Consider the following 12836-nt stretch of genomic DNA (forward strand, 5'->3'; position numbering starts at 1 on the left):
GAACGACCCGCCGGCCGGCCCCAGGGACCGGCCGGCGGGTCGCGTCGAGCGTCAGACTGCCAGTTCGGTCCGTGCGCTTGCGGCGGCGGAGACCACCGTGTCCTTCTGCTCGTCGGTCAGCAGGCCCTTCGTGACGAACTCCGCGGCGGTCCGGGCCACCGTGGAGACGAACTCGCCGTGGTTCGCGAACGGCGCCTCGTCCCAGACGACGTCGAGGAAGGTCAGGCCGTCGGTGCCCGGCGACGGGATGCCGGCGACCGGAACGTCGTAGTTCGGCAGGCCGTCGTTGCGCTTCACGTTGGGGACACCGGTGTCGATGCTGCCGAACACGATCCGCGGCTCGACCCGGCGGAAGTACGCCGAGTGCGCCTGGGTGTCGCCCACGTACCACGGCCGCAGGCTGAACCCGTGCGTCGTGAACAGCTGGTCGCCCGCGGGGCTGGTGCCGGCCGGGGTGATCGCCGTGCGCGAGTAGTCGCCGTCCAGCTTGAGGTGTGAGTACAGCGTCAGCTCGCGGTACGTGCCGCCGCCCGGGTTGCCCAGGATCGGCAGCAGCAGCGGGCCCCACATGATCGACTGCGTGTCCGGCCGGTCGATGGCCCGCTCGATCTGAATGCTGAACGGCATCGACACGTCGACGACGTCGCCGGGTCGCCAGGTGCGGCGCAGCGTCGCGTAAGTGCCCGGCACCGGCGCGTGCATCGCCGCCGGGCGGCCGTTCACCCGGACCGCGAAGCCCTTCGTCGCCCAGTCCGGGACCCGCAGGTTCAGGTCGAACAGCCCGCCGCCGCTCTGGATGGTGATCCGGGTGCTCTGCTCACGCGGGAAAGCCGTCTCCTGGGAGACGACGAGGCTCTTCTCCGCCCAGGTCAGTGTCGACGGCACGAACAGGTTCACCCAGAGTGCCGAGCCGTCGGCGGACTTGGAGTAGACGGTGTCCTGGTACTTCGTGTGGTTCTCCAGGCCCGTCCCGCCGCAGCAGGTGCCGGTGTTGCCGAACGACCGGTTCGCGCCCGGCGTCAGCGGCTGGAAGTAGGTGACCTGCGGGTTGCTGGTCGTGGTCGTGTCGGCCCGCGAGCCGGCGATCTGGTTGAAGATCGCCCGCTCGTAATAGTCCATGTACTTCGGGTCCTGCGTGTGGAAGAACAGGTTCCGGGCCAGCTTGGACACGTTGTAGATCGAGCACGTCTCGGCGCCGCCCTGGGCGATCGCGTTGGCGATGTTGTCCCGGTTCTGGAACATCTCGATGTTGTTGTTCGAGCCCGGGAAGTTGCCGCCGGTGCCGCCGTGGCTGAACATGCGGTGCGGGACGATCCAGCCGAAGAAGTTCTCGGCGGCCTCGAAGTAGTCCTGCTCACCGGTCTGCTCGAAGACCCGCAGGTAGCCGGTGAAATTGGGCACGTGCTGGTTGACGTGCAGCCGGGCCGGGCGACGGCGGCCGATGCTGCTCGGGTTCGTCACCACGAGGATGTCGCGGTCCTCGACCGCCGCGTCGAACAGGGACTCGCGGTTGTCGAAGCACTTGGCTGTCTCGAGGTGCTTCTCGTCGCCGGTCAGCGCGTAGATCTCCGGGAACACCTCGTTGGCGCCGCCGAACTCGCCGGCGATGTAGGTGTCCCACATGTAGTTGAGGTCGCTGCGGGTGATCGGCCCGGTGTACTGCGGGTGGTTCTTGTCGCCCAACGTCAGCGCGAGGTGCGCCCAGTTCGCCATCTTGGTGACGACGTCGAGCGCGGTCTGGTTGCCGGCCAGGTAATAGGCGTCCAGCAGGCCGCGCATGATCTTGTGCTGGGTGTACCACGGCGCCCAGACGTTGGTGCTGAGGTTGCCGCCGTAGACGGCGAACCGCGGCGGCGCCAGGCGGATCACGGCGTCCTCCGGGATCGCGCCCAGGTAGCCGGGGTAGACGGGCTTCCACAGCGGCTCGTTGCCGCTGGGCACCGGCACGATGCCCGCGGACCGGCCGTTGGGCGAGGCGTCCAGCAGCGTGGCGCCCTCGGTCTCGTCGCAGCGGTACCAGGCGATGTTGCCGCCGCCGGTGCTGCCGGCCGGGGAGTCCTGCAGCGACTGGACCTCGGCCGCGGTCAGCGCCCGGTCGAAGATGTGGAACTCGTCGATCGTGGCGTTGAGCATCGGGTCGCCGTACTGCGACCGGCCGATCCACACGTTGCCCGGGACGCCGAGGTTGGTCGGGTTGAGCGTCATGTTCGCGTTGGTGCCGGCGGCCGCGCCGTTGACGTAGAGCGTGCCGACGCTACCGCTGAGCGTGACCGCCAGGTGCACCCACTGGCCGGTCGGCAGCGCCGACGTGCCGTCGATCCGCTGCTCGCCGCCGCTGCCGGTCACCGTGATGGCGAACCGCGGCACGTTGCCGGTGACGCCGGCGCGGGCGGTCAGGAACATGTTGACAGCGGTGCCGGTGCCGAAGTCGAAGACCCGGCTCCAGTTCTGCGCCACCGCCAGGTTGACCCAGGTCGCGACCGTGAAGTTGGTGAGCTGCGACACCGCCTCCTGGGGCAGCCGAACGTGCTGGGCGTTGCTCCCGCCGTTGAGCCGCAGGCCGTTGCCGAACCGGCCCGGCACCCGGCCGATGACCGGCACCTCGGGCTCCTCCGGCTCCTCGTCCGGGTCGTCCATCCGCGCGGTGATGGCGGCCTGACAGGCGGCGAGCTCGTTGACTATCCAGTCGAGCTTGGTCTTGAAGACCTGCTCGCCCTGGTCGGCGTAGGCCTGGGCCAGCGCGCTGAGGTAGTGGCCGGCCCAGTGTCCGCTGAGCAGGCCGCCGTCCTCCCAGCCGCCGGGCGTCGACACCCCGGCCGGGTTCGGCCGGCCGGCCTGGTTGTTGAAGAGCACGAGGAAGCGACGCTCGTCGAACGTCTGCAGGAACGCCTTCATCCGGTCGCGCTTCTCCTGCAGCAGACCCGGTCCCAGGCGGACGTCGGTCGGCCAGAACGGCCGCACCGGGGCGTTGCTGCCCGCGCCGACGTACGGGGCGGCGGCCGTCGCGTCGGCGGCCGCGGCCGTGCCGGCGGTCTCCGCGGCGGCGGCGGGGATGGCCTTCGGCGCGGCGACCACGGCCGCACCGATGGCGGAGGCGCGCACGAACGTGCGGCGGCTCAGGCCCGGCTTCTCGATAGTCATGCTCCGGTCTTCCCTTCATTGCGAGATCGGCTCTGGACGGGATTCGAGAACACCCTGGTCAGAGGGTGTTAACGGTAACAACTTGCGGCGGTCGTCCTCCTTGTCTCGCACCGTTGACCCGGCTGCGGCGGGCGGTGTGGTGTTTTGAGCGCCTGACGCGACAGCGTTGGCAGGCGTCGTTGAGTTGGTGAGTACTATGCCACATTTGACATGAAAAGTGCCCACCGTCACGCATCGAGTTGACGAAGCGGCCGAGGCCGGGCGATCGCCGCCCAGCGCGGCATCCCAATCCCCGTTGATCATGGAGAAATCGGGGTTCCCGTTGGCTCAGAACCCCGATTTCTCCATGGTCGACTTTGTTGAAGAGGAGTCAGAAGCCCTGGGCCAGGCGGTGGTAGGCCTGGTTCCAGCGCAGCTCCTTCGCGAACTGGCGGGTCGTGGTGTCGGCGTCGATGACCAGCAGCTCGGTGCGGACCATGTCGGCGAACAGCGACAACACGTCGGCGCCGACGGCCTGCGAGAGCACGGTGTGGTGCGGCCCGCCGGCGGTCAGCCAGGCCTCGGCCGACGTCGACAGGCTCGGCCGCGGCTTCCAGACTGCCCGCGCCACCGGCAGGTTGGGCAGCGGCTCGTCCGGCGGCACGACGTCGATCTCGTTGGCCACCAGCCGGAACCGGTCGCCGACGTCGGCCAGCCCGACCACGACGGCCGGCCCCGGCGTGGCGTCGAATACCAGCCGGACCGGGTCCTCGCGGTTGCCGATGCCCAGGGGGTGGATCTCGCACGACGGCGTCGCCGACGAGATGGACGGGCAGACCTCGAGCATGTGCGCGCCGAGGATCTTCGGCTCGCCGGGCCCGAAGTGGTACGTGTAGTCCTCCATGAACGACGTGCCGCCCGGCAGCCCGGCCGCCATCGTCTTCACGGTCCGCACCAGCACCGACGTCTTCCAGTCGCCCTCGCCGCCGAAGCCGTAGCCGTCGGCCATGAGCCGCTGTACGGCCAGGCCCGGGAGCTGGCGCAGCCCGCCGAGGTCCTCGAAGTTCGTGGTGAACGCGCGGAACCCGCCGTCGGTGAGGAACGTGCGCAGGCCGGCCTCGATGCGGGCGGCGTAGCGCAGCGACTCGCGCCGGTCGCCGTCCTTGCGCAGCGCCGGCACCAGGTCGTACGAGTCCTCGTACTCCGCGACGAGCGCGTCCACCTCGGCATCGGTCGCGGCGTCGACGACAGCGACCAGGTCGTTGACGCCGTACGTGTTGACGGAGACGCCGAGCCGCAGCTGCGCCTCGACCTTGTCGCCCTCGGTGACCGCGACGTCGCGCATGTTGTCGCCGAACCGGGCGAGCCGCAGCGAGTGCACCTCGGCGTAGCCGATGGCGGCACGCACCCAGTCGGCCACCCGGCTCACGACCGCCGGGTCACTGACATGCCCGGCGACGGTCGAGCGGGCGACGCCGAGCCGGGACTGGATGTAGCCGAACTCGCGGTCGCCGTGCGCGGCCTGGTTGAGGTTCATGAAGTCCATGTCGAGCTCGGCCCACGGCAGCGACCGGTTCGCCTGTGTGTGCAGGTGCAGCAGCGGCGTGCGCAACGCGTCCAGCCCGGCGATCCACATCTTGGCCGGCGAGAACGTGTGCATCCACGCGATCAGGCCGACGCAGGCGTCGTCGGCGTTGGCCTCGAGCGCGACCCGGCGGATCGCGTCGGCCGAGGTGAGCACCGGCTTCCACACCACGCGCACCGGGATGTCCCCGGCCTCGTCGAGCGCGCGGGCGACCGCCTGCGACTGCTCGGCCACCTGTCGCAGCGTGTCCTCGCCGTACAGCCCCTGGCTCCCGGTGAGGAACCAGACCTCACGCTGACCGAACACGTCGTCCATCGTCATCTCCTCGTCACTGCCCGTAGGCGTTCTGGTACCGGTCGTAGAGCCGGTCGATGTCATCCGCCGGGATCGGTACCGGATCGCCGAGCTGCCGTGCGATGTGCACCGTCCGAGCCACGTCCTCGCACATCACGGCGGCCTTGACGGCGGCCCGGGCGTCCTTGCCGATGGTGAAGACGCCGTGGTTGCGCATCAGCACCGCCGGCGAGCGGTGCCCGGCCAGCGTCTCGACGATCCCGCGGCCGATCGAGTCGTCGCCGATCAGCGCGAACGGGCCGACCGGGATCTCGCCGCCGAACTCGTCGGCCATCGCCGTCAGCACGCAGGGGATCGGCTCGGCCCGTGCGGCCCACGCCGTCGCGTACGTCGAGTGCGTGTGCACGACGCCGCCGACCGCGGGCATGTTCCGGTACACGTAGGCGTGCGCGTCGGTGTCGCTGGACGGCGACAGCTCGCCGTCGACCAGCTTGCCGTCGAGGTCGCAGACCACGATCGACTCCGGCGTGAGGTCGTCGTAGGACACCCCGGACGGCTTGATGACGAACAGGTCTTCGCCCGGCACCCGGCCGGACACGTTCCCCGACGTCCAGGCGACGAGGTTGTTGCGGGTCAGCTCGGCGTGCAGGTCGCAGACCGCGCGCCGCAGCTCCTGGAAGGTGGTCATCGGGTCACCGCCGCGCGCTTGAGCGCCCGGAGCCGGTGCATGACGTCGTTGCCGCCGCGGCCGAAGTAGTCGTGCAGTGCCACGTACTCCGCGTAGAGGGCGTCGTAGGCCTTCGCGCGGTCGGGGTCGGGCTGGTAGACGCCGCGGTCGACGTTGCCCATCGCGGCCGCGCCGGCCCGGACGTCGGGGTACGCGCCCGCGGCGACCGCGGCGTGGATGGCCGAGCCCAGCGCCGGGCCCTGGTCGGAACCGATGACGCTCAGCGGCAGCCCGGTGACGTCGGCGTAGATCTGCATGATCAGCCGGTTCTTCAGCAGCCCGCCGGCCATGATCAGCTCGGTCACCTCGACACCGGAGCTGTTGAACGTCTCGATGATGGTGCGGGTGCCGAACGCCGTCGCCTCGATCAGCGCGCGGTAGACGTCCTCGGGTTTCGTGGCCAGCGTCTGGCCGACGACGATGCCGGACAACTCGTGGTCGACCAGCACCGAGCGGTTGCCGCTGTGCCAGTCCAGCGCGATCAGCCCGTGCTCGCCGACCTGCTGGGTCGCGGCCAGCTCGGTGAGGTAGTCGTGCACGCTCTGGCCGCGCTGCGCGGCCTCGGCGGCGTACGACGCGGGCACCGAGGTGTCGACGAACCAGCCGAAGATGTCGCCGACGCCGCTCTGCCCGGCCTCGTAGCCCTGCAGCCCGGCGATGATGCCGCCGTCGACGACGCCGCACATGCCCGGCACCTCGCGCAGCACGTCGCCGTTCATGACGTGGCAGGTCGAGGTGCCCATGATCGCGACCATCTGGCCCGGCTCGACCGCCTGCGCGGCCGGCGCCGTCACGTGCGCGTCGACGTTGCCGACCGCGACGGCGATGCCCTCGGGCAGCCCGGTCCAGGCCGCCGCCTGCGCCGTCAGGCCGCCCGCTCGGTCGCCGAGCTGACCGATCGGCTGGTCCAGCTTGTCGTCGACGAACCCGGCGAACTCCGGGTTCAGCGCGGCCAGGAAGTCGCGCGACGGGTAGCCGCCGTCCTGGTGGATGCCCTTGTAGCCGGCGGTGCAGGCATTGCGGACGTAGCTGCCGCTGAGCTGCCAGACGATCCAGTCGGCGGCCTCGACCCAGCGGTCCATCGCCGCGTAGAGCTCGGGGTCCTCCTCGAGCAGCTGCAGGCCCTTCGCGAACTCCCACTCCGACGAGATCAGCCCGCCGTAGCGCGGCAGCCACGGCTCGCCCCGCTCGGCTGCCAGCGCGTTGATGCGGTCGGCGTGCGGCTGGGCGGCGTGGTGCTTCCAGAGCTTGACGTAGGCGTGCTTGCGATCGGCCAGCTCGTGCAGTTCACATAACGGTGTGCCGTCGGCCAGCGTTGGGACCATGGTGCAGGCGGTGAAGTCGGTCGCGATGCCGATGACGTTCTCGGGGTCCACGCCGGCCTCGGCGATCGCCTGCGGCACGGCCGTCTTCAGCACGTCGACGTAGTCGGACGGGACCTGCAGCGCCCAGTCCGGTGGCAGCCGCTCGCCGGTGCCGGGCAGCTCGCGGTCGACGACGCCGTGCGTGTACGCGTGCACGGCGCTGCCGAGCTCGGCGCCGTCGGAGACGCGGACCACGACGGCCCGTCCGGACAAGGTTCCGTAGTCGACACCGACGACGACGGCGTCGTTGTTATCGCTCACAAGTGACTCCCTGATGCGGTGTGGGGCGGCGGATCGTGTTGGGTCAGGTCGTGGCGGGTGCGGTGGTGCTGGCGCGAGTGACGAGCGTCGGCGGGACGACGATGCGCTCGGCCTCCGGCCGTGGCCCGGTCTCGATGAGGTCGAGCAGCAGCGCGATGCTCTTCCGGCCGACCTCGGCGAAGTCCTGCCGGACGGTGGTCAGCGGCGGCGTCAGGAACTCCGCCTCCGGGATGTCGTCGAACCCGACGATGCTGACGTCCTGCGGCACCCGGATGCCGGCCTCGTGCAGCGCACGCAGCAGGCCGAGCGCCATCTGGTCGTTGGAGACGAAGACGGCGGTCGCCCGGCCCGCGCGAGCCTCGTCGGCGATGCGCCGGCCCGCCTCGTAGCCGGCGCGCGGGCTCCAGTCGCCCTCGACGACGGGCGGCACCTCGACGGCGGCGGCCTCCAGCGTCGCCCGCCAGCCGCGCCTGCGGCCCTCGGCCTCGAGCCAGTCGACCGGCCCGGCGACGTGCCAGACCGTGCGGTGCCCGAGGTGGAGCAGGTGCCGGGTGGCCAGCTCGGCGCCGCGCAGCTGGTCGACGGCGACCACCGGCATGCCGTCGGCCTCGCCGCCCTCGACCGCGACCACCGGCACGTTGCCCTGCAGCGCGGAGACGGCGATCGCGGCCTCGACCTGCGGCGCGATGGCGATCAGCCCGTCGACCGCCTGCGCGGCGAGGTAGTCCAGCGCCTCGCCGACGGTCTTCCGGTTGATCGTCTTGAGGCTGACGATGCTGATGAAGTACCCGGCGTCGCGTGCCGCCTGCTCCAGGCCGAACAGCGTGCTGGCCGGCCCGTACAGCGTGGTGTCGAACGCGACCACGCCAAGCGTGTTGGTGCGCCGGGTGACCAGCGCGCGGGCGGACAGGTTGCGCCGATAGCCGAGCTCCTCGATGGCCGCGAGAACGCGGTCGCGGGTGGCGGGCTTGACGTTCGGATGGTGGTTCAGGACGCGGGACACCGTCTGGTGCGAGACGCCCGCGATCCGCGCGACGTCGGCCATGACCGGACTCCGGCCGACCGCCCCGTGCGTCATGCTCACCTCGCCGCTGCTCGGCAGTGTTGTGTCGTGTGAACGTTAACAAATCCGCCGGTCCCCACGCCAGACGAGGTACGGGCCGCGCCGGGCGCTGTCTTGGTGCTCATTGCAAACGGGCCGCGGCCGTCACGGCGGTACTGACTGCGGCCCTGGTGCGCGCGGCGCCCACCTCTGCGACCATGGCCCGCAGGTGCTCGGCACCGAGCGGGGCGAGGACGGCGTGAGCGAGCGCGTCCGCGTCGGTGTCCGGCCGGGCGGCCGCCAGGAGCAGCGCAACGTGCCGGTGCCAGAACCGGTACGCCCCGATCCGGTACCGCGCCCCCGGCGACGCCGTCTCGGACATCCGCACCAGGTCGAGGTGGTCCAGCGCGTAGTCGAGGTAGGCGTCGACGAACGCCACCAGCCGATCGCCCCGCGCCGGCCGCGCCGCGTCGCCGGGCTGTCCGGGGCCGAGGGGCGCCGGGCCGAAGAGGATCGCCTGCTGCAGTTCCCGCTCACGTTCGTCGAGCAGGGCGACCGCCAGGCCGGCCTTGTCGCCGAACCGCCGGAACACCGTGCCCTTGCCGACCCCGGCGGCCGCCGCGACCGCGTCCATCGTCACGCCATCGACGCCCCGTTCCGCGAACAGCCGGGTGGCAGCGTCCAGGACGGCGACCCGGTTGCGGGCCGCGTCGGCGCGCTCGCGGGGCGGCTCCGACCGCAGCTCGATCAGCTCCGAGCCGGGGCCAGCGGAATAATCGGACCGTGGTCCGGTCTTATCAATGGGCACAACCGGACTGTAGTCCAGAAAGGACGACCCATGCCTACCCTGCTCCACCTCTCCGCCTCGCCGCGCGGCGCCGCGTCGGAGTCGCTGCTGCTCGCGAACGACTTCGTCGCGGCCTATCGCGGGGCACACCCGGACCACGAGATCACCCACTGGGACCTGTGGGACGGCACGCTGCCGCAGTTCGGTCCGACGGCGGCGCACGCGAAGATGGCGGTCTTCGCCGGCCAGGATCTCGACGCCGCACAGCGGGACGTGTGGCGCGACGTCACCGCCGCGTTCGCCCGCTTCGACGCCGCCGATCATTATCTGTTCAGCGTGCCGATGTGGAACCACGGCCTGCCGTACGTGCTCAAGCAGTTCATCGACGTCGTGAGCCAGCCCGGCCTGGTGTTCGCGTTCGACCCGTCCAGCGGCTACCGCGGGCTGCTGCGCGGGAAGAAGGCGGCGATCGTCTACTCCAGCGCCGTCTACGCGCCCGGCCGTGGCCCGGCGTTCGGCTCGGACTTCCAGACGTCCTACCTGGAGGGCTGGCTGCGCTGGGCCGGCGTGGCCGACGTCCGGACGATCGCGCTGCGCCCCGACGCCGTGACGGGCGACGTGGCGGGCAGCCGGGCAACCGCGCAAGCCGCCGCGCGCGCCGTCGCCGCCGGCTTCTGACGGGCGACGCGACCTACTTGAGCAGCTTGGACATGCGCCGGTCGGCGAGGATCTTGCCGCCAGTCTGGCAGGTGGCGCAGTACTGCAGCGAGGAGTCGGCGAACGACACCTCGCGGACGACGTCGCCGCAGACCGGGCAGGCCTCGCCGGTCCGGCCGTGCACGCGCATGGAGGTGCGCTTGCTGTCCTTGAGGTCCTTCGCTGCCAGCCCCTCGGCCCGCTTCAGCGCCGTCGTCAGCTCGTCGACGATGACGGCGTGCAGGTTCGCGACGCCGTCGGCGTCGAGGGTGGACGCGGGCTGGAACGGCGACAGCTTCGCGGCGTGCAGCACCTCGTCGGAGTAGGCGTTGCCGATGCCGGCGATGACGGCCTGGTCGCGCAGCACGCCCTTGATCTGGGCCCGGCCGGCGCCGGTGAGGATCTCCTGCAGCCTGTCGACGGTGAACTCGTCGGACAGCGGGTCGACGCCGAGCCGGGCGATGCCGGGCACTTCGGCGGGGTCGCGCACGACGTAGACGGCCAGCCGCTTGCGGGTGCCGGCCTCGGTGAGGTCGAACCCGGACTCGTCGCTCAGGTGGACGCGTAGCGCCAGCGGGCCGCTGCCGGGCTTCGGCGGCTTCGGCGACAGCGCGTCGCTCCAGCGCAGCCAGCCGGCCCGAGCCAGGTGGATGACGAGGTGGACGCCGTCGCAGTCGAGGTCGACGAACTTGCCGTGCCGGCTCACGCCGGTGACGGTGAGCCCGCCGAGCGCCGTGACGGGCGGGTCGAACGTCTTGAGCACGCTGATGGCGGCGATGTCGACGCGCGTGACCACCTTGCCCACGGCCTTCTCGCGCAGGAAGGCCGCGAGCGCTTCGACCTCGGGCAGCTCGGGCATGCCCTCAGTTTGCCCTGCGATCGGCGGGTCCGGCGAACGCCGGCGGCAGCGGCAGCTCCAGCGCCCGGCGCAGCCGGCTGAGGTACTCCTGCCGCGGGATCTCGACGACGCCCAGGCTGGCCAGGTGCCGGGTGCCCCACTGCACGTCGAGGAGCCGGCCGACGGGGTGCTCGACGCGCATCATCGCGACGAGCGCGACGAGCGCGACCTTGGACGCGTCGCGGCCCCAGCGCTGCCGGGCGTGGAACATCGACTCGCCGGCGAACAGCCCGCCGATGGCGACGCCGTACAGCCCGCCGGCCAGCCGTCCGTCCGGCGTCCACGCCTCGATCGAGTGCGCCCAGCCCAGGCGGTGCAGCCGCTCGTAGGCGCGGCGGATGTCGTCGCTGATCCAGGCGCCTGGCCGGGACGGATCGGCGCACGCCTCGATGACCTCGGCGAACGCGGTGTCGACGCGGATCTCGAACTTGTGGGTCGACTGCCGCAGCGACCGCGAGACCTTCATCCCGCCGATCGGCAGCACGCCACGCGGGTTCGGCGACCACCACGCGAGGTCGGTCGCACGGCCGAGCAGTTGGTCGACCGGCATCGGGAACAGGCCGTTGCGGTACGCGGCGAGCAGCGTCCCCGGTTCGAGGTCGGCGCCGAACGCGACGAGGTCGTCGTCGCCGGACGTGCTCGGCAGCTCCCATCGGGTCGGGGGTGGCTCGACGGGCACATGGCCTCCTTGGCGCCGGCTGCTGATGCGGTCCTTGGTCAGCGTAATCCGCTCGCGGGCCCGCGCACGTACAGTGGTGGCATGGGTGTGCGACGGACCATCGGGACCTGGGCGGGTACGACCGCGGCGCGTCGCGCCGCGCCCATCGTCGCCGCTCGTGGCGCGAACCAGTTCATGTCGAAGGGCATCGAGGGCTTCCCCGGCTTCCCGGGCGCCCGCGAGGTGGCCCGCCGTCATCTGGACAAGCGCGGCGACGTCGAGCGAGCCATCCGCGACGTCATCGAGCAGCACGTCCGGCTGGCTGGCGTGCAGGGCTTCGTCACGAACATCGGCGGCATCGTCACGATGCCGGTGGGCATCCCCGCCAACATCGCCGGCATCGCCGTCCTGCACTTGCGCATGGCCGCGGCCATCGCGCACCTGCGCGGCTACGACCTCGCCGACCCGCGGGTCCGCACGGCGGCGCTGGTGACGCTGCTCGGCCGCGACGGCGTCGAGGACGCGCTGCGCGGCCGCGACCTCCCCGGCCGGCCGTTCGACATCGCCACCGGCCTCAACGAGCCCGACCCCGCCGTCACCGAGCGCGCCGTCGCCGCCGTCGCCTCGCAGCTGGTCGCCCGCATCGGCGGCAAGCACGCCACGCTGGCCATCGTGCGCCGGGTGCCGCTGGTCGGCGGCGCGGTCAGTGCCGGCATCGACGCGTTCTCGACGTACGCGATCGGCCGGTTCGCCGACCGCGAGTTCCCGGCCAACGTCACCGTCGAGCGGGTCTGAACGCTCGGCGTCGAGTCAGCCGAAAGCGACGATGCGGATCTCACACTCGGGCGGCGGCGGGTCCTGCTGTCGCGCGGCGCACAGCGACACGCCGAACGGCCGGACCAAGGTCAGCGACTCGCCGCCGGACTCGTAGATCACCAGGAAGCCGCTCGCGGTGCCGGCGTCGGGGGCGGAGTAGTCGACCTCGATGCCCAGGTTGAAGACCGTGCCGCCCTCGCCGGACTCGTCGTCGGGGCAGACGTCGTCGACCACCATCGGTCCGTCCACCGGATACCCGCCCGCCGCCAGGCGCTGGGTTGGCTCCTCGAGGTGGCCGAGGCCTTGCCCTTCGCGGACCGGTCGGACGGAGAAGCCGAGCACCTCGAACCCGCCCATGGGCTCGATCGGCGAGACGTCCGTGACCACCACGGATCCCGGCTCGTCCAGGCACAGCGTCATCTCCTCGAACGCGTACGGCCGGCCCGGCCGCGTGTCGTAGATGCCTCTGCCGCCGCCGGACTCGGCCTCGTACAGCCGCGCCGGCCCGCCGGAGCAGCCGGAGGTCACCAGCAGGAGGCCGACGGTGAGCGCCGCGAGAACCTTCACAGGACGTACATTGACACGACC

The 12836-nt window shown here is 71.5% G+C and carries 11 protein-coding genes; 2 read left to right on the plus strand and 9 right to left on the minus strand.

Annotated elements, in window-relative coordinates; genetic code table 11:
• Positions 1–51: 51 nt before the first annotated feature.
• The 6 genes from E1262_RS03645 to E1262_RS03670 all read right to left on the minus strand — a co-directional run bounded on the left by E1262_RS03645 (position 52) and on the right by E1262_RS03670 (position 9195).
• Entirely contained in the window at positions 52–3141 is a 3090-nt protein-coding gene (locus E1262_RS03645; protein WP_132101668.1) for a beta-L-arabinofuranosidase domain-containing protein, read from the minus strand.
• Between the two features lie 370 nt (positions 3142–3511).
• Positions 3512–5020 (minus strand): L-arabinose isomerase, encoded by a 1509-nt coding sequence (gene araA, locus E1262_RS03650; RefSeq protein WP_132101669.1) that lies wholly within the window; start codon positions 5018–5020, stop codon positions 3512–3514.
• 13 nt (positions 5021–5033) lie between these two features.
• Entirely contained in the window at positions 5034–5687 is a 654-nt protein-coding gene (locus E1262_RS03655; RefSeq protein WP_132101670.1) for an L-ribulose-5-phosphate 4-epimerase, read from the minus strand.
• Positions 5684–7351, minus strand: coding sequence for a ribulokinase (araB, locus tag E1262_RS03660; protein WP_132101671.1), 1668 nt, complete (start codon positions 7349–7351; stop codon positions 5684–5686). The genes E1262_RS03655 and araB overlap by 4 nt, the downstream gene beginning before the upstream one ends.
• A gap of 43 nt (positions 7352–7394) precedes the next feature.
• Positions 7395–8429 carry a LacI family DNA-binding transcriptional regulator gene (locus tag E1262_RS03665; protein WP_132101672.1) on the minus strand — a complete coding sequence of 345 codons (1035 nt, stop codon included), beginning with the start codon at positions 8427–8429 and terminating at the stop codon, positions 7395–7397.
• Between the two features lie 106 nt (positions 8430–8535).
• Positions 8536–9195: a TetR/AcrR family transcriptional regulator gene (locus tag E1262_RS03670; protein ID WP_420810502.1), complete on the minus strand. Its 660-nt coding sequence runs from the start codon at positions 9193–9195 to the stop codon at positions 8536–8538.
• 36 nt (positions 9196–9231) lie between these two features.
• Here E1262_RS03670 and E1262_RS03675 point away from each other — a divergent pair, with 36 nt between their 5' ends.
• A complete protein-coding gene (locus tag E1262_RS03675) occupies positions 9232–9858 on the plus strand; it encodes an FMN-dependent NADH-azoreductase (protein ID WP_132101673.1) in 627 nt (208 codons plus the stop codon).
• A gap of 13 nt (positions 9859–9871) precedes the next feature.
• Here E1262_RS03675 and E1262_RS03680 read toward each other — a convergent pair whose 3' ends face one another.
• Together E1262_RS03680 and aat are read right to left on the minus strand one after the other, a co-directional pair.
• The gene (locus E1262_RS03680) at positions 9872–10735 is read right to left on the minus strand and encodes an Fpg/Nei family DNA glycosylase (protein WP_132101674.1); all 864 of its coding nucleotides are present in this window, start codon (positions 10733–10735) and stop codon (positions 9872–9874) included.
• Positions 10736–10739: 4 nt separating this feature from the next.
• Positions 10740–11453, minus strand: a complete 714-nt coding sequence (aat, locus tag E1262_RS03685) for a leucyl/phenylalanyl-tRNA--protein transferase (protein WP_203453505.1) — start codon at positions 11451–11453, stop codon at positions 10740–10742.
• A gap of 81 nt (positions 11454–11534) precedes the next feature.
• Here aat and E1262_RS03690 point away from each other — a divergent pair, with 81 nt between their 5' ends.
• Positions 11535–12227 (plus strand): EcsC family protein, encoded by a 693-nt coding sequence (locus E1262_RS03690; protein ID WP_203453506.1) that lies wholly within the window; start codon positions 11535–11537, stop codon positions 12225–12227.
• 15 nt (positions 12228–12242) lie between these two features.
• On the opposite strand, the gene E1262_RS03695 is transcribed toward E1262_RS03690, so the two are convergent.
• Positions 12243–12815: a hypothetical protein gene (locus tag E1262_RS03695; protein WP_132101677.1), complete on the minus strand. Its 573-nt coding sequence runs from the start codon at positions 12813–12815 to the stop codon at positions 12243–12245.
• Positions 12816–12836: the final 21 nt, after the last annotated feature.

It is taken from the genome of Jiangella aurantiaca, assembly GCF_004349105.1.
GTDB classification, from domain to species: domain Bacteria; phylum Actinomycetota; class Actinomycetes; order Jiangellales; family Jiangellaceae; genus Jiangella; species Jiangella aurantiaca.